The following is a 17,491-nucleotide window of genomic DNA, read 5'->3' as shown; positions in this document are numbered from 1 at the left end:
TTCCCTTAGTTTTATGTTTTTTGGGTGGGAGCATGGCCGATTACGGTTCGAGGGTTTGAGAAGCAAAACTGATGAAACCCAGTTCACTAACACGATGCCACTGATAAACTTGCGAACGAAAGGCTTTCCACTGTTGATAAGTTTGTTTAAATATCAGATCTTTACTGGCTTTTTCTTCGTACAATTCAAAGGCAATATTTTGAGCCGCCTGCAAAATTTCCGGGCTAAATTGTCTCAATTGAGTTCCCCGAGATAACAGCCGCTGCAAGGCTTGGCCGTTAGCCGCATCGTAGTTTGCCAACATCCGAGTGTTGGCTTCGGCGGCGGCCACTTCAAAGGCTGCCCGGTACTGGGAGGGCAATTTTTGCCACGCGGCCAAATTCACCTGAAATTCGTAGGTGGTTCCCGGTTCCCACCATCCCGGAAAATAGTAATAAGGGGCGACCCGGTTGAGGCCCAACTGCTCATCGTCGTGGGGGCAAACCCACTCGGCGGCGTCCAACTTGCCCGAGTCGAGATCGTCAAAGATTTGATCGCTGGACAAAACCCGGACCTCCATTCCCAAGCGGGCCATCACCTCGCCCCCCAAGCCGGGAATTCGCATTTTTAGGCCTTTCAGGTCGGCGAGGGTGTTGACTTCCCGCTTAAACCATCCCCCCATCTGCCCCCCGGTACTGCCCCCCGGAAAGTTGCGAACCCCCAACTCGGCATAGAGGCTTTGCAGCGCCGCCAAACCGCCCCCCGACTGCAACCAGGCTTGCTGCTGTTGGGCGTTCAAACCAAAGGGGACGCCGGTTCCAAAGGCGAGGGCGGGAACTCGCTCGATGTAGTAGAAACTGGCGGTGTGGCCGCATTCGGCGGTTCCGGCTTCTACGGCCGACAACACCTCCAACCCCGGAGCAATTTCCCCGGCCTCGAAGGGGGTAATGGCAAATCGTCCGTCGGTCAGGTGGCTGACTCGCTGACAGAGTTGTTCGGCGGTGCCAAAGGTGAAGGTCAAGGATTTTGGCCAACTGGTTGCCATCCGCCACCGCACAAAGGGCCGGCCGGGACTGGTAACGGGTTCGGACTCGGTGGCAGGTTCCCGAGAGCAGGCGGCGATCGCTGCCGTACCGACTGCGGTTAGGGTGCTGCGCTGGAGAAAAGTTCGGCGCTTGATCACTGGAATTTCAATTAAATAGAAAATGTTATCGATCTATTATCGAAAAGTTATTAATTGGTTATCTACGAATTGATATTTTTCCTGATGGCGACTATATTATAGCATTAAAATTCCATCGCCGGGCATAATTTGCCGGTGAACTAAACCATTTTTAATTATATTGAATTGCGTCGATACAAGTTAAGTTAGACCTCAAACCCTCGCAAATAATTATAATTAATAATTTTGATGTTTTCGCCCTAGACGCTCTCCTAAAATATAAGTTTCTGATGCGGCTCTGTCATCTCCCAACATGATGAGCGTCAGCAGAAAATCCGCCAGTTCTTCTAGGGTTTTCGGGGGGATTTTTCCTCGATTTCTCAAATTTAAAACGGGGGTCGCTTGTCCGTCAAACACCACAAAATCCGCCTCTTTTCCGGGTTCAAAGTTGCCAATTTTATCGTCCAAAGATAAAGCGTTTGCAGCACCCAAGGTTGCCAAAAATAAAGCTTGAAACCCCGATAAATTCTGTCCTTGTAAATGGGTGACTTTGTAGGCTTCTCCCGCCGTTTGCAGCAGAGAAAAACTGGTTCCTCCCCCCACATCGGTTGCTAAACCCACCCCAACGGGATATTCTCTAGATTTGGCTTGATGGAGTTTAAAAAGTCCGCTTCCTAAAAAGAGGTTAGAAGTCGGACAAAAGGCGATGGTAGAATCATGTTCTGATAACCGTTGAAACTCGGAGTCTGAAAGATGTATTCCGTGAGCAAAAATAGAGCGTTTACCGACCAAACCAAAGCGTTCATAAACCTGTAAATAGTCTAAACTGTCTGGAAAAAGTTCGGCGACAAATTTAATTTCATTCAGATTTTCAGACAGGTGAGTGTGTAGATAAACATCCGGGTATTCTTCCAGAAGTTTCCCCGCAAATTGCAATTGATCGGGTGTGGAAGTAATCGCAAACCGGGGAGTCACGGCGTAGAGAAGGCGGTCTTTTTTGTGCCATTTTTCTATCAATTGTTGACTGTCTTCATAGGAAGATTTGGCGGTATCGAGTAAATATTCCGGCGCCTGACGATCCATCATTACTTTACCCGCAATCATTCGCAAGTTTCGGGCGTTTGCTGCTTCAAAAAAAGCATCTACAGACTGAGGAAAAACCGCCGCCAAAACGACTGCGGTTGTGGTGCCATTTCCCAGGAGTTCGTCGAGGAAAAATTCGGCAATTTGTCGGCAATATTCGGGATCTTTAAATTTGGATTCGGTTAAAAAGGTGTATTTTTCTAACCAGTCTAAAAGTTGATTGCTATCGGAAGCGATCATTTCGGTTTGCGGATAATGAATGTGTAAATCAATCAATCCCGGTACGATTAATTTCTCGGGATAGCTGATAGGTTCGAGGTTGGGATATTGAGGCTGTAGATGTTCGTAACTGCCGAATGCTTTAATTTTTCCATTTTCGACAATCATTAACCCATCGGGAATATAGCGGACACTTTCTTCGGCTGTCTGATAAAACGGATCGCCAACAAAGTCTAAAAATGCACTCCGAAAGGCTTTAAGAATTGTTTGATTTATCATTGTATTTTTAAGTGAAGTTAATTTTGGTAAGATTCAACCCTAAACTGAGTTTAGATTAATCTCCCTGCCAGCGTTTCTTTTGCCGGGTTACTCTTTTTAAGGATTCTATAGATTTTCTAGTATATCATTTTATTGATGAACTGACGAGTCGGATATTGAGTTTTATAAATCTGTTGTGAGGGATTCAGAAAATAGATTAAGCTTTGATATGATAGCCAAATATCCCCATCTATTTTAGGAGTGAGTTGAAATGAGTTCCGACGATTATCCCCCACCGAACCGGGGCAGAGAAAATGCGATCGCCCGTTATTTTCACTTTGAAAAATTTAACACGAACTTTCGCACCGAAACCTTAGCCGGAGTCACCACGTTTATGACAATGGCTTATATTTTAGCGGTTAATCCGATTATTTTATCAGATGCAATCTATATTAATCAATCCGGCGATTTATTTCCTCAATTAGTCGTTGCGACGGGAATTTCTGCGGCAATTGGTACGTTAATAATGGCGTTATTAGCCAACTATCCCTTTGCCCAAGCGCCGGGAATGGGACTCAACGCTTTTTTTGCTTACACGGTGGTTTTAAGGTTAGGAATTGACTGGAAATTAGCGTTAAGTTCGGTTTTAATTGAGGGATTAATTTTTATCGGATTAACCCTCAGCAATATTCGCCGCCAAATTATTACCGCTATTCCCATGTCGTTAAAAAGTGCGACGGCTGCGGGAATTGGTTTGTTTATTGCTTATATTGGTTTGGGGAGTAATCTTGACGCCGGAGGTGCGGGAATTATTGTGGCGAATGAAGTCACCAAAACCGCCTTTGGGAGTTTAAAAGAACCGCAAACTTTAGTGGCAATTGCGGGAATTTTTATCACGTCTGCTTTCATGGTTCGTCGCATCAAAGGCGCTTTATTGTGGGGAATTTTAGCCACCGCAATTTTAGGCTGGATTTTGGGCGTAACTCCGCCGCCTCAAGGACTTTTTCAAATTCCGCCTTTTCCCAAAGAATTATTCGGAGAGGCATTTTTAGGACTTGTTAATCTAAATGCTAATAATTTTTTGGATTTTGTAGCGGTGACATTTGTATTTTTATTTGTTGATTTATTTGACACCGTTGGCACGCTTACGGGTGTTGCTATGAAAGCGGGTTATATTGATGAAAATGGCGAACTTCCTCGGGCAAATCAAGCGTTAATGGCGGATGCAATTGCAACAACATCGGGGGCGATTTTAGGAACATCCAGCGTGACGACTTATATTGAATCTGCGGCGGGTGTATCCGAAGGCGGACGCACGGGTTTTACCTCCGTAATTACGGCGATTTTATTGGGGTTATCTATTCTATTTATTCCGCTTTTACAAGCCATTCCCGCCTATGCAACTACGCCCACATTAGTAATTGTTGGCGTCTTGATGCTGTCCAATATTGCCCAAATTAATTGGCAGGATTTAACCGAAGCAATTCCGGCATTTTTAACGCTGTTTACCATCCCGTTAACCTTCTCCATTGCCGAAGGATTATCGATTGGCTTTATTAGCTATCCCCTGTTAAAAGCCTTTCAAGGAAAAAGCCGGGAAGTTTCCCCCGCCACTTGGATTTTAGCGGGTGTTTTTGTGCTGCGGTTTGTGTTTATGACGGTGCGTTTTGGTTAATGTTTTTCAACTGATATTCGGAGCGTTAATTAAGTGGAAAATTTCATCTCGTTATTGGGTATTTTTGTGTTTGTGGGGATTGGCTACAGCATCTCTGCCAACCGCCAAGCTGTTAACTGGCGGCCCGTTCTTTGGGGAATTGCCTTACAATTTATTGTGGCTGTAATTATCCTCAAAATTCCCGGTACTTATTTAATTTTTGATGCTATTGGTGCGGTTGTCACCAAGTTTTTAGACTTTACCGTTGAGGGGGCTAAATTTGTTTTTGGGGAAAACTACGAAGAACATTTTTTTGCGTTTAAGGTTTTACCAACTATTATCTTTTTCTCGTCTTTTGTCTCCGTTTTGTACTATCTAAATATCCTCCAACAAATCGTTAAAGCCGTCGCCTGGGTGATGTTAAAAACGACAAAAACATCCGGGGCGGAATCGCTTTCTAATGCGGCGAATGTGTTTGTGGGAATGACGGAAGCGCCGCTTTTGGTTAAACCCTTTATCAACACCATGACCAAATCGGAATTAAACACCGTAATGACGGGAGGTTTTGCGACGGTTGCGGGGGGAGTTTTGGCGGCTTATGTGTCTTTTGGAATTTCCGCGAGAGACTTAATTTCGGCTTCGGTAATGGCGGCGCCCTGTGCGTTAGGAATTTCTAAATTACTCTACCCGGAAACCGAGAAACCGGAAACCGCAGGAAAGTTAGAATTAAACGTCGAAAAAACGGCGACAAATGTTGTCGATGCGGCGGCGGGTGGTGCCATCGAAGGCGCAAAATTAGCGGTTAATATTGCTGCGGTGATCATTGCTTTTTTGGCATTAATTGCCTTTTTAAATGCGGTTTTAAGTTGGTTTGGGGGATTGTTTGGCTATCCTCAACTTTCTTTTGATTTAATCTTGGGTTGGCTGTTGTATCCCATCGCGTTACTCACGGGTGTTTCTTGGGGTGATGTTAGTCAAGTTGCGGCATTAATTGGCAAAAAAATTATCTTAAATGAGTTTATTGCCTATGTAGATTTAGCCGAATTGATTAAAAATAATACCCTTTCCGAACGTTCGATTAGAATTGCTACATTTGCCCTTTGTAGCTTTGCTAATATTGGTTCAATTGGGATTCAAATTGGGGCGTTAAGCGGGATAGCGCCCCAACGTCGCAGCGAACTTGCTGAGTTAGGAATTCGAGCGATGATTGGCGGTGTTTTAACCAATTTAATTGTTGCGGCAACGGCAGGATTTTTGTTATAATTATCTTGGTGGGAATTGTTAGCGTCGCCAACTTAACCACATTGCAGCTAACTTTTTCACCCATCCTTTTAACCAAGTAAAATTGTACTCATCCGCCGCTTTCCGAATCACTTCCGCTTGGGTGGGATAGGGATAAATTGTATTAGCAATTGTTCTTAATCCCACATTAGCCACCATTGCCAAAGTGATTTGATTAATCATTTCTCCGGCGTGAGCGGATACAATTGTCGCGCCCAATATTTTATCGGTGCCGTGACGAACGTGAACTTTAGCAAACCCGTCCGTTTGTCGGTCGATACAAGCGCGATCTACATCACTTAATGCCACATAAAACGTTTTCACTTTTTCGGGTTTTTCCATAATTTCTGCTTCCGTTATCCCCACTTGAGCGACTTCCGGATCGGTATAAGCACAAGAGGGAATAATCAAACTGCTGAGTTTTTTTCGTCCAATTCCAAACACAGAAAACAAAGCATTTTGAACGACAATTCTCGCCGCAGCGTCCGCCGCATGAGTAAATTTTGATTCCATACAAACATCGCCAACTGCATAAATATTGGGGTTGGTTGTTTGCAAGTAATCGTTAATAATAATTCCTTTTTTCGAGTCGGATTTTACCCCAACCGCTTCCAAGTTTAAACCCGCAATATTCGGCTGTCTTCCGGTCGCGACAATAATCTCATCAACGGTGGATTTTTCTTCAATTCCCAACACATCATAATAAACCGTTTTCTGCCCATTTTCAGAGTCTATCCGCTTGATATCCGCATTTAAAACCGTATAGATTCCTTCCCGTGCAAATACATCTTGAATGATATCCGAAACTTCCGGATCGGAACGTTTAAGCAGTTGATCTCCCCTTTGCAATAATACTACTTTTGAACCCAAACGTTGAAAAGTTTGAGCCAGTTCGCACCCAATATAACCGCCGCCAATTACAGCCAGACGTTCGGGAAGTTCGGTTAAAGAAAATACATTTTCATTGGTAATATATGCGGCCGTTTCTAAACCTTCAATTGGCGGGATAATCGGACGAGAACCCGTAGCAATAACGGCTTTTTTGAACTTCAGTTTTTGTCCGCCCACCTCGATTGTATTTGCACTGGAAAAATGAGCTTTTCCGAGAAAAATATCCACTCCAAATTCTTCTTGAAATCTCGCCGCAGAATCGTTAGAACTAATTTGCGATCGCACTTTTCGCATTTGTTCCATGACGACAGAAAAATCAGCTTTGACCTCATCAGGAACGGAAATTCCGTACTCGGAAGCGATACCGACTGCGGCTGCAATTCGACTGGAACGAATTAACGCTTTTGAAGGAACACAACCGACATTTGTACAGTCTCCCCCCAACAAATGTTGTTCAATTAACGCAACTTTTCCCCCTAATAAACCTGCGCCGGCTGCTGTTACTAATCCGGCGGTTCCGCCCCCAATCACAACTAAATTATAACGCCGTGCCGGTTGGGGGTTTTTCCACCGGGGAGGATGCAAATTTTCAATCAAAGTTTGATTGAATTCATCCATCGGGGAAATGATAACCGGCTGAGTCTCAAACTGAGTCATTCTTGCTTAAATTTACCAGATATAAGAGTTTTGATTCGGCTCGTTTGTAACTATTCCGTGCGGGGTAAACCGGGAATAATAGAAGCTTGTTTGGGATTATCATCAAATTTAGTATACCAATAAGCCCAAGCAATTAAAACCGCTTGAAGAGGAAGCCGTATCGCCTGAAACCAAGCCCCATCCGGAACCCCATCGAGATGAATGTTATTAACTGCCATATTAATATTAGCAGGAAAAACGGCAATAAATAACGCCAAGATTCCCCAAGCGGCGGCTTGAGAAACGGGAGGAATTAACAATCCAATTGCTCCCAGGATTTCAAAAAAACCGCTAATATAAACTAACGCCGCAGGTGCCGGCAGAAATTCGGGTACAATTTTAATAAAAGGTTCGTCAACTGCAAAATGTAAAATTCCGACAGTGGCGAGACTCCCCGCTAAAATTACTCTGAGTAATTCTTTATTTTTTTTGATTGATTCCATCATCGTTAAATTTAACTTTTTTCAATCCATCCTTTTTTGATTTGATTTCCTTCCAACTTAAAAATCGTAATTCCCGTTAGTTCAATGGGTTCTCCGCTCGAATAGTTATCACAAAATCCGTTATTAAAACCCTGAATTCGCCAGCGAGTTACAACTTTTTGATTGTAAGCAAATAAATCCTCTGTAATAAACTTGAAATCATCAATTTTTTCTCGAAACTGTTTAATCCATTCAATCAAATTGGCTCGGCTTTCTATCGGATTACCCCCGCAATAAAACGTACAATTTTCGGCAACCAAGTCCTTGAGAATTTCCAATTGACCGGCATTCCAAACTCGGTTCCAAAAACGCCGAACAATCGCCTCGCTCACAACTTTTGAACTCAACCGTTCTAATTCTACCATCGATGTCATTTTATTCTCCTTAAAATTACAGTATAAAACTCAAAGTTTAGGCTTTATTTTTCCAATTAACCGGAAACTTTCTGTTTAGATGGACTGGGGGGAGCGTGGTCATTAAAAATCTCATCCGTTATCCAATCTACAGTAGCTTTAAAATTATGAACCGGAGTGGGTAAAAGTTCCAAATAGGTTCCCTGACGAATTAAATGAGCGGGTTTACCTTCCACTACAAACCGCTCAAATAAATTGACGGCTGCGGCTTCGAGTCCCAACTTCATTAACGTACCTCTGAGGTGAATTTGGCTCGGTTCAAGCAGATCATTTTCGGCCAAAGCAATGATATTATTAGCAATAGAAATCCCCTGTTGATAAGCCACTTGAGCCGTTGGGGGTAAACCCCGATCTAAAACTGCACTATCTCCCCCAACAAACACCTCCGGAAACTCTCGCAATTGTAAGCTTGGGGTGACGCGCAAACGGCTTTGTTTATCCCGTTCTTCTGAGGAAATTTGCAATTTTTTCATCAAGGGATTAACCGCATTTCCCGCCGTCCAAATTACCGTTTTTGTTAGTAATTTTTGCAGTTCATTATTTTGTTGATATTCCAAAGAGTCGGGGGAAACTCTGCTAACTTTGGCTTCCAGTTGAACCTCTACGGGAACCACTCGCTTTTTTAAGGCTTTTTTAACTTTTTCTCGCAGTTGACTGTTAATATCACCGGTGAGAATTTCCGACACCATATCGAGAATAATTACCCGCACTTCGGAAGGATTTCCCCCCAATTCCCGATACCATTGGGGTAGCCAGTCTGCTAACGTGCTGGCGATTTCAATTCCTGACGGTCCGGCGCCGACAACCGCCACAGTTAAAAGCTGATTTCGCGTTGTTTCATCTTCGGTTTGTGTCGCGAGTTGCAACTGTTGTCTGAGGTGATTTCTTAAACGAATTGCATCCTCACCATCCCGAAAAGCAAAGCTGTTTTCTTTGGCTCCTTCTATTCCGAAATAACTGGCAACACTCCCCAAACCCAAGACTAAATTTTCATAGGAATAACCCAAACCCGAGGAGAGTTTGAGTTCGCGTCTTTGCAGGTCAATTTCTTCTACGCTTCCTTGAATATAGGTGATATTGCTACAGTCTAATAGTTCTTCGTAACGGGGTAAAACTTGATCCATTTCCATTTCCCCGCTAAAAACTTCATAGAGTAAAGGTTTAAAAACAAAACGTTCTTTGGGGTCAATTAAAATAGTCGGTCGCGAATAATGATGATGGCACAAATGCAAGGCGGTAAACAAACCGGTAAAGCCGGCCCCAACAATTGCCGTCGTATAATGTTCGCTAGTTTTAAGATTAGAGTTAGAATTAATTGTCATCGGTTTTTTGTGAAATCTGTTACAATAAAATCAACTCGGGATTAACTGTTGATTTTGTTGACAAGCATTGGTTGATAAAATTGCACTTTAATCTCGAATAAACTCAAGACAAAGTGCTGGCGTTAGAAAATAAATTTTTCGAGAATCAGAAAATGCACCCTGACTGCTTCATAATAAGCTATAGCTGAAAGTATTCAATTTCAATCCCATTGTAAAACAAAGATTCTGAGTTTTTAAGTCTATTCTCTTGATTTCTAACTTTAGGAATATCTCGACTTTTTTACTCGACTCTCTTTTGAGTGATCTCCGGTAACTTTTCCTCTCTCTCCAGATAGAGATTTATATCATTGTTTGTTGTTGTGCTTTAGCCCTCAAACTCCAAGCTCAAAAGCCCAGTTTCTAAGAGAAACCGGGCTTTTTATTTCCCACATTATTGAACTATCCAAACAAACGCTGCTGATTTTCTGTTATCCCTTGACCTCGATAAATTTTTCGAGTCCCTTTAGGAATAGTAATCCAGCCCAAATCTTGCAAGCGATTGGTAAGATTAGAAATCGTCACGCCCAACCGGTCGCGAAGTTGATATAAATCCGACCATTTTGTTAGGTCTAGCCCAAGTTTTTTTTCTTCTAAAATATGTTGGGGCATCAACAAACAACTCGCAAAATATTGAGCTTGCCATTCAATAGAGGCTATTTTGGAGTCGTAAGCCGAACCCCGACATACAAAAGGTTCATCGGAATTTGTGGGTTTTGTGCCGTATTCTCCTAACTGCAATTCCAATTGTTTAACCTCACCATCGACTTCATCTTGATTGATGTGTAAAACCCAATGACCAATTTCATGGGCGATGGTAGACTCAATAAACCCCTGAGGTTTTTCGAGTATTTTTTCGTTAATTTCAATGGTTCGTTCAGTGGGGAGAATACGGGCGGCAATTTCTCCTTCTTCGTCGGCCGGAATTTCATCCCAAACGACTCCTAAATCGAGAAAATCCGCCACCAAAGACGATTCAAACGGCCACTGGGGAGCAAAATTAGACTGAGTTTGCATTCGAGTGAGAATATCATGCGCCCGCCGTTCAATCGATTCTTTTGGATAAAAACGGTATGGCTTCAAAATACTCACTTATTCACTCTCCTGAGCGGCATCAAAAATCTTTTTAGCAAAGGTCGGATTCTCCTGCAACCGACGGAATAAAGCGGTTATTTCCTTGGGATTTTGCTTGAGAAAACTCTCGTAATGCTGCGGAATTCGACCCGCTAAAAAGATTAATTCCTCCTCGTCTATGCCGAGATTTCGCGCCAATCCCCGAATCACATCTTCTTTGGGCGGGTAGTCAGCACGGTCATTCTCCAGCTTCGACAGGTAAGTAAAATCAACGCTGAGTAGCGCCGCAAGCTGTCGTTGGGAGTACCCCTTGTCCTTGCGGGCCTGACGGATTAGCTTTCCAAATGTTTGTTCCACGATATTTCCCTCCTATGCTCGATCATATGCCAGTTTGATGAAAATTTCAACTTAAGACTTGACGAGTGAATCAACGCCTGTTAACATTGGCATAGTTGATAAAAGATTCAACATCGCTCTCAATCCTCGTCTGGGGTTGAAACTTAAATCAATTTTAACGGCAGTCTAGATAAGGTTTACCCCTATTGGGATTAAAGGGTGTGAAGAATCATTAAAACCACAAACCTCTAAGGTTTGAAAATTGACAGGAGGATGAATCTCTAATGCTCAGAACTTGGACGGATACGCACTACAAATTGGATGACGAAGATTGGATGTATATTGCCACTCACGAAGAACAGGGTTCGGCGTCTCTGGTTTGCCCCGGATATGCCCGAGATGGTGAAGGCTTTAGCATCCATTTTACTCCTGCTCATACCGAAATGCTGGAAAATCTGGTTGCGACTTTACGAATCATTAAAGCTCAACAACAAACTTTATATTCCTATCCGGAACCGAAAACCCAAAGCCATTTGATTCGATAGTTCAACGTTCATTTTTTTTGAGAGAGAAAATTCATCCATCGACTCAAAACCTTTCACTCTACATCAACAATCGTAAACTAAAAAGCGCAAAAAAGGAAGAGAAAAATGTCAAAAGTTGGTGAAAAGTTTAACTTTTCTGTTTTTGGTGCTAAACACAAAGAAGCCATCCTTGTACCGGAAATGCCCATCGCCGTTCGCAATAACTGTCAGTCGGGAAAATGGACAATCGGCGATGAAGAATATGGCTCCAAATGTTCGATGACCATTCTAAAATTTAGCAAATTTTTTGGAAGTTTAGGTCAAACTCAAAATACATTGTGGGGTCAAATTTGGTTCGTTGCCGAATCCGGCGATCTCCCTCAGGGCGTGGTTATGGTGACTTATATCAAAAGCCGCACCTTGAATGATTTTAACCGTTTAGTTGCCTCCATTCAAGCGCGAGGAGTCGAACCCGCCACCGGAATTTTTGTTCCCGAATTCGCCAAACATTCCGGGCAAAAACCCGATGAAAATGGAACGCTGAAACCCATTAATTATTATAGCTTAAAATGGTCTTGGGAGGAACGAAAAGACTGGTCTGTTGTCGAACAAGCCGCAGCAGTCCTCGCCGATGAAAGTAATTTGTCTCGGATGATTGATTTAGAAGGCACAAAGGCGATGATTTGTTTGGATAATTTATCCCCCCGCGACATTGCCTATTTGATTTCATCTCACGGTTCGGGAAATGAAACCGACGAACTTTCTTTAGATTCATCCCGGGAAAATGCACTTCCCCCCGCATCGGAAAAAGTTCCGGCTAATGTTTCTTAACCTCTGAATTCGTAGGAATGGAGGATCGAGTTATTTTTCTTGTTCCTCCTTTCTTTAAATCTAACGCTTTGTTCGGAGGGAGAAACCTTAAAAAAATGAAAAATTTTCTGAAGTTAATCCAACAAACTCAGCCCGATTCTCCGGTTATCAATCAACAGGAACTCAACCGCCGCCTTCGAGAAAATAGCCTTGACGACTTAGAAAGTTTGTGTGCAGACTTTGAACATATGCGGGGAGTTGTTCGATCTGTTCAACGCAATTATGAAGCGGTTTTAGAAGAAAATCAGCGGCTAAAATCGATGTTGAAAGATTTGGTAAATAGTTGTTATTGTTGGCCCGGAAATCGCTGCGATCGCTGTCAACGGATTTTGAATACAATCTTGCGTGAAAATACGGAAGAACGCTCAAGTTCGGTATCCGATCATCAAGAAATTATCGCAAAATTACGCAAGCGTCAGGCTCGGATGAAGGCTTAAAATAGGATAAACCTTCTCCGTTCTCACCGAGTTTTTGTTCACAATTTGAGGTCAAGTCAATCATGGAATCTACAATTCAAAACAGCAAAACTCAAATCATCGGCAAATTTCAGCAAATTCTAGAACAGCGCAAAAAAGTTGATTCTAAAATCGCCACCAAAGAAGAAGAAGCCGAAAAAGAAAAAGGAAAAGAACTGCTAGAAAAAGCTTCTACCTACACCGTTGATAGCATTGTTAAAACTTTGGCTGATTTACAGCTTGATTTTGGCAATACTATCGTTGAAATTTCCGAACAACTGAAAACAGAATCCTCTAAACTCGATGAACTCAAACGAGCCATTGAAATCGAAACTCAACAACTTCAAGAGTTACAAAAAATTCGCGTAGTCGCGGATGCGCTGTATTTGTTAAGCCAAGAACATCAAGAAAAACTGAATTTACTCAATCAAAATGCAACCCGGCGCCAGGAAGCGTTAGATAAAGATAAAATCGCCAAACGCAAAGCTTGGGAAAAAGAACAGCAGGAGTTTGAAGCCAACGTTCAACAGCAGCAGGAAGAACAGACGAAAAGTCGTCAGCAAGAAGAAGAAAATTATAACTATGAACTTGAAAAAAATCGCAAAATCGAACAAGATGAATATGAAGAAACTCGCCGCAAGTTAGAACGGGAGTTTGCGAACACGGCTCAAGACAAAGAGAAAAATTGGTCGGAACGAGAAGGAATTTTAGAGAAAAATAAAGCGGAATTTGAGGAAAATAAAAATCAAGTCGAAGGCTTTGAAGAACAACTGAAGAAAGCTTATGTCAAAGCAAAAGAAGATGCGATTCAAGATGCAAACCGAGAAGCAAAAGTTAAAGCCGATTTATTCGAGAAAGAGTGGGAATCAAACAAACAGGGTTATGAATTACAAGTCGCTTCTTTAGAACAAACGATTCAACGTCAAAACGAACAAATTGCCGATTTATCCGCTCAGTTACAAGCCACAATGAAGCAAGCACAAGATTTGGCGATGCGAGCGTTTGCAAGTTCTTCGATTCAAAAATAATCGCCGCAAAATTAATTAAATCGAATAAAACCAAGTCAAATTAACCCCAAACTAAAAGGAGAAAACAATGGCTAAACGAGTTAGCGATCGCAATACAAAAGCCGAGATTTTAGAAGCTTATCAAGAGTTGAAAAAAGAAAATTCTTCTCTGCAATCTCAAGTTAAACAGTCGAGTAACGGTAACGGTAATGGTAACGGTAATGGTAACAGTAATGGTAACGGTAACGGTCAAAATGGAACCGTTGCAACTGAAGTAAAACCCTTAAGTTTTTCCTCGTCTAAAAAAGCGAAAATGCAGCAAGTTCTGGAAAATTTAACTCTGTTACAAGCGGGTTTTGGCGGTGCAGTTAGCGAATTATCGGAACAGTTAACCCGCGAAGCAACCCAACTACAAGAACTTCAAAAAAATGTAGAGCTAGAGTTAGAACAACTGAAAGATTTACACAGTTTAGAAGAAGTCGGCGATAACACCTTAGATGTTTTAGTTCAACGCTACGAAGAAAATTCTAAGACGTTTACCGAAGAACTGACTCAACAGCAAGAAACCTTAGAACAGCAAATTCAAGAACAACAAAACGCTTGGCAAAAAGAACAAAGCCAACATCAGAAAACGATTCAAGAGCGCAAGGAAGATTACAAGAAAACCCGAGAACGAGATCAAGAATCCTATCACTATAATTTACAACTTCAACGGGATTTAGATACCGAAGAATACGAACAAACTCAGCAAACCTTGTACAAACAGTTGGAGGAATTGCAACAGGAACGGGAAAAACAATGGGAAGAACGAGAAAAAGCCATTGCTGAGAAAGAGAAAGAATACGCCGAAGTGAAAGCCAAAGTTGAAGAATTCTCCCAGAAGTTAGAAGAAAATATTAAACGGGGTAAAGAATCCGGGCGAAATATTGGCAACTATCAAGCCAAAATTAAAGCCGACTTGTTCGCCAAAGAAGTTGAAGGACAAAAACAATTCTTTGAACTGCGAATTAAATCCCTCTCGGAAACTATTCAAAATCAAGAAAACCGGATTCAAAGTTTATCCAAACAACTCGACTCCGCCCTCAAACAAGTTCAAGATTTGGCGGTAAAAGCTATCGAAGGAACCTCCAACGCCAGTTCGTTCCAAGCCATGAAAGAACTTGCTTTAGAACAGGCTAAAAATCAACAAAAAGGCAAATAAGACTTAATCCAAATTAACCTAGATTCTCATCCCGATTTCTTGAAGAATTCGGGATTTTTTGGTTTACAAAACACGGGCTTTGATCTATAATTAACCCAGACTATCCGCCCGAACCTACAGCCCATGAAACCCGAACAAATTACAGCTTCTTTTATTCAAGTTCTCAACAATCAGCCCGAACTGTTTACCCCAGAAGTTAAACAAGATTTAACCCTATTAGACACAGCGGTTGATCGCCTAGAATACATCCCCGAAGCGGAGCAAAGTGATTTTTTAGCTTCGGCCATCGTCGATTTTTGTGATGTCAATCCCCCGGTTTATCAAGCCGTGCGGGAACATTTAAACACATCTCAAACCGAAGACTCCCAAACCCTTACCGAAGAACAGCGATTATTCTTATTAAAGAAAATTAGAAGTTTGCTGAGTTAGAAGTCGGGAAAAATAGAACAAACAAAGAACTCCGACTCAAACCCACATCCAGAAACTCAGCAGAATCTACACCATTTTGAAGAAAATGTTATTATCATAATCTAAACATTCTCAGTTATTATTTAGAACACCAGAAAACTGGTTAGGAGGGCCTATCGAGACAATCTACGGAAACCTGCAAGGGCTAAAACCGAGTCAACTCAAGGGATTGCAGCGACTTTACCATCAGCGCATACCCGTTGATCGCATTACCACCCCAGAGTTTGCTCAACGCCTAGCCGCAAGCAGTACAGAAATCGGTCAACCCGTCTGCGCTTACCTCAACCGTCGGGGACAAGTGATTCGGGTGGGAGTCGGAACACCCCGTCAAACCCAAATCCCTCCCTTAGAATTACCCCGTTACGGGGGAGGACGTTTGAGTGGGATTCGCTGCATTGCGACTCAAGTTAAATCGGAACCCCCCAAAGAATCGACAATCACCGCGATGGCGATTCAACGGTTGGATGTCCTGGTCGTCCTGACGCTGACAGGAAGCGGATTTGAACGCCGAGGCGGGGGAGGAACCGGATACATCGAACAAACCTATCTCGCCCATTTGCTCCCGAACAGCGCCGAAGACAACGCCGAAGACAACAACGGTAACATCGCCACGCCTTTAGCGCCCATTCCCTACTATCTGTCTCCGCCGCAAAGTTTGGATATGCTTTCCAAACAGGATTTTATCGATTTGGTGGATAACCTCGAAGCCGAATTGCAACGGGAGTTTATCGCCCAAACCGTTGAGTCCGATGGCGATAAAGTGCTGTTGGTGGGTGTGAAAACCGAAGACATCAGCCCCCAACGCTTTGAAGACGGCTTGGCGGAATTGGTGCGACTGGTGGATACCGCCGGGGGTCGGGTGTTAGAAACCTTACGTCAAAAGCGATCGCGCCCCCACCCTCAAACGGTTGTCGGCGAAGGAAAAGTTCAAGAAATTGCCCTCACCGCCCAAACGGTGGGTGCGAATTTAATTGTTTTTGATCGGGATTTATCTCCGGCTCAAGTTCGCAATTTGGAAATGAAAATCGGGGTTCGAGTCGTCGATCGCACTGAAGTGATCCTCGATATTTTCGCCCAACGCGCCCAATCTCGCGCCGGAAAATTGCAAGTTGAACTCGCACAACTTGAGTACAGTTTACCTCGTCTGACCGGGCGAGGTCAAGCCATGTCTCGACTCGGGGGCGGTATCGGGACGAGAGGTCCGGGGGAAACCAAACTGGAAACCGAACGGCGGTCCATTCAACGCCGCATCGCCCGCTTGCAACAAGAGGTCAATCAACTGCAAGCCCATCGCTCTCGTCTGCGTCAGCGTCGCCAGCAAGAAGTTCCGACGATCGCGATCGTGGGCTATACCAACGCCGGAAAGTCTACCTTACTCAATGTTCTCACGAGTTCGGAAATTTATGCGGCCGATCAACTGTTTGCGACCCTCGATCCCACCAGTCGCCGCTTGATGATTCCCAATGCGATCACCGATGAACCTCAAACTGTCGTTTTAACCGATACGGTGGGATTTATCCATGAATTACCCCCCGCATTAATTGATGCGTTTCGGGCGACTTTAGAGGAAGTTAGCGATGCCGATGCGCTGGTTCATGTGGTAGATTTATCTCATCCGGCTTGGCAAAGTCAAATTGAATCGGTGATGCAAATTTTGATGTCAATGCCCGTCACACCCGGGCCTGCTTTATTGGCTTTTAATAAAATCGATCAAGTGGATGGGGAAAGGTTAAGATTTGCCCAAGAAGAATATCCCCAAGCGGCATTTATTTCGGCTTCTAATGCTTTGGGTTTGGAAACTTTACGTCAACGAATTGGTCAGCTTGTTCATTATGTTTCAACGATGAGTTAACCCGTTGATTATGGGTCAATCGACAACAACAAAACCCGAGGAAAATCAGCAAAAATCAGCCAATTTTAAACTTAATCTTAAACAAAAAAATTGGCTGGTTTCTCTTCAGGTCGCGACGGCAGGAATTGAGTTGGGAACGGGATTTTGCATGGTAATTAAAGCGCTTCGCGCTGGTCTATTTACCCAACCTTTCTAAATGTGCATCAATTTGAGATAACCGTCTGCACA

18 protein-coding genes are annotated in these 17,491 nt (G+C 43.1%); 10 read left to right on the top strand and 8 right to left on the bottom strand.

What is annotated here, in order from left to right; translation table 11 throughout:
* Positions 1–40 precede the first annotated feature (40 nt).
* Positions 41–1,159 carry a TRAP transporter substrate-binding protein gene (locus ACL6C3_RS08265; RefSeq protein WP_413168281.1) on the bottom strand — a complete coding sequence of 373 codons (1,119 nt, stop codon included), beginning with the start codon at positions 1,157–1,159 and terminating at the stop codon, positions 41–43.
* Positions 1,160–1,378: 219 nt separating this feature from the next.
* Positions 1,379–2,722 (bottom strand): guanine deaminase, encoded by a 1,344-nt coding sequence (gene guaD, locus ACL6C3_RS08260; protein WP_413166683.1) that lies wholly within the window; start codon positions 2,720–2,722, stop codon positions 1,379–1,381.
* Between the two features lie 250 nt (positions 2,723–2,972).
* Between guaD and ACL6C3_RS08255 the strand changes: the two genes are divergently transcribed.
* Both ACL6C3_RS08255 and ACL6C3_RS08250 read left to right on the top strand, forming a co-directional pair.
* A complete protein-coding gene (locus ACL6C3_RS08255) occupies positions 2,973–4,376 on the top strand; it encodes an NCS2 family permease (protein ID WP_413166682.1) in 1,404 nt (467 codons plus the stop codon).
* Positions 4,377–4,409: 33 nt separating this feature from the next.
* Positions 4,410–5,618: a NupC/NupG family nucleoside CNT transporter gene (locus tag ACL6C3_RS08250; protein WP_413166681.1), complete on the top strand. Its 1,209-nt coding sequence runs from the start codon at positions 4,410–4,412 to the stop codon at positions 5,616–5,618.
* An 18-nt stretch (positions 5,619–5,636) separates the two neighbouring features.
* Here ACL6C3_RS08250 and ACL6C3_RS08245 read toward each other — a convergent pair whose 3' ends face one another.
* The 6 genes from ACL6C3_RS08245 to ACL6C3_RS08220 form a co-directional block, all read right to left on the bottom strand.
* Positions 5,637–7,184: a mercuric reductase gene (locus tag ACL6C3_RS08245; RefSeq protein WP_413166680.1), complete on the bottom strand. Its 1,548-nt coding sequence runs from the start codon at positions 7,182–7,184 to the stop codon at positions 5,637–5,639.
* 50 nt (positions 7,185–7,234) lie between these two features.
* Positions 7,235–7,669, bottom strand: a complete 435-nt coding sequence (locus tag ACL6C3_RS08240) for a hypothetical protein (RefSeq protein ID WP_413166679.1) — start codon at positions 7,667–7,669, stop codon at positions 7,235–7,237.
* 8 nt (positions 7,670–7,677) lie between these two features.
* A complete protein-coding gene (locus ACL6C3_RS08235; protein WP_413166678.1) occupies positions 7,678–8,079 on the bottom strand; it encodes an ester cyclase in 402 nt (133 codons plus the stop codon).
* Between the two features lie 56 nt (positions 8,080–8,135).
* Positions 8,136–9,440 carry an NAD(P)/FAD-dependent oxidoreductase gene (locus tag ACL6C3_RS08230; RefSeq protein ID WP_413166677.1) on the bottom strand — a complete coding sequence of 435 codons (1,305 nt, stop codon included), beginning with the start codon at positions 9,438–9,440 and terminating at the stop codon, positions 8,136–8,138.
* A 438-nt stretch (positions 9,441–9,878) separates the two neighbouring features.
* A complete protein-coding gene (locus tag ACL6C3_RS08225; protein ID WP_413166676.1) occupies positions 9,879–10,568 on the bottom strand; it encodes an ImmA/IrrE family metallo-endopeptidase in 690 nt (229 codons plus the stop codon).
* A complete protein-coding gene (locus tag ACL6C3_RS08220; RefSeq protein ID WP_413166675.1) occupies positions 10,569–10,907 on the bottom strand; it encodes a helix-turn-helix domain-containing protein in 339 nt (112 codons plus the stop codon).
* A 263-nt stretch (positions 10,908–11,170) separates the two neighbouring features.
* On the opposite strand from ACL6C3_RS08220, the gene ACL6C3_RS08215 reads away from it, so the two are divergent.
* The 8 genes from ACL6C3_RS08215 (at position 11,171) to ACL6C3_RS08180 (ending at position 17,459) form a co-directional block, all read left to right on the top strand.
* Entirely contained in the window at positions 11,171–11,431 is a 261-nt protein-coding gene (locus tag ACL6C3_RS08215) for a hypothetical protein (protein ID WP_413166674.1), read from the top strand.
* A 105-nt stretch (positions 11,432–11,536) separates the two neighbouring features.
* Positions 11,537–12,241, top strand: a complete 705-nt coding sequence (locus ACL6C3_RS08210; RefSeq protein ID WP_413166673.1) for a hypothetical protein — start codon at positions 11,537–11,539, stop codon at positions 12,239–12,241.
* Positions 12,242–12,336: 95 nt separating this feature from the next.
* Complete coding sequence (locus tag ACL6C3_RS08205) at positions 12,337–12,717, top strand: hypothetical protein (protein WP_413166672.1); 381 nt, start codon at positions 12,337–12,339, stop codon at positions 12,715–12,717.
* Between the two features lie 62 nt (positions 12,718–12,779).
* On the top strand, positions 12,780–13,763 hold the full coding sequence (locus ACL6C3_RS08200; RefSeq protein ID WP_413166671.1) for a hypothetical protein: 984 nt from the start codon (positions 12,780–12,782) through the stop codon (positions 13,761–13,763).
* Positions 13,764–13,830: 67 nt separating this feature from the next.
* Positions 13,831–14,943 carry a hypothetical protein gene (locus ACL6C3_RS08195; RefSeq protein ID WP_413166670.1) on the top strand — a complete coding sequence of 371 codons (1,113 nt, stop codon included), beginning with the start codon at positions 13,831–13,833 and terminating at the stop codon, positions 14,941–14,943.
* Between the two features lie 123 nt (positions 14,944–15,066).
* Positions 15,067–15,372: a hypothetical protein gene (locus ACL6C3_RS08190; protein ID WP_413166669.1), complete on the top strand. Its 306-nt coding sequence runs from the start codon at positions 15,067–15,069 to the stop codon at positions 15,370–15,372.
* A gap of 208 nt (positions 15,373–15,580) precedes the next feature.
* Positions 15,581–17,263 carry a GTPase HflX gene (hflX, locus tag ACL6C3_RS08185; protein ID WP_413166668.1) on the top strand — a complete coding sequence of 561 codons (1,683 nt, stop codon included), beginning with the start codon at positions 15,581–15,583 and terminating at the stop codon, positions 17,261–17,263.
* A 10-nt stretch (positions 17,264–17,273) separates the two neighbouring features.
* On the top strand, positions 17,274–17,459 hold the full coding sequence (locus tag ACL6C3_RS08180) for a hypothetical protein (RefSeq protein ID WP_413166667.1): 186 nt from the start codon (positions 17,274–17,276) through the stop codon (positions 17,457–17,459).
* Positions 17,460–17,491 lie beyond the last annotated feature (32 nt).

The sequence above is a fragment of the Capilliphycus salinus ALCB114379 genome (genome assembly GCF_047276495.1).
GTDB classification, from domain to species: Bacteria; Cyanobacteriota; Cyanobacteriia; order Cyanobacteriales; family Microcoleaceae; genus Capilliphycus; species Capilliphycus salinus.
The sequence above is the reverse complement of the archived record's forward strand: the minus strand, read 5'-3'. Positions and strand labels throughout refer to the sequence as shown.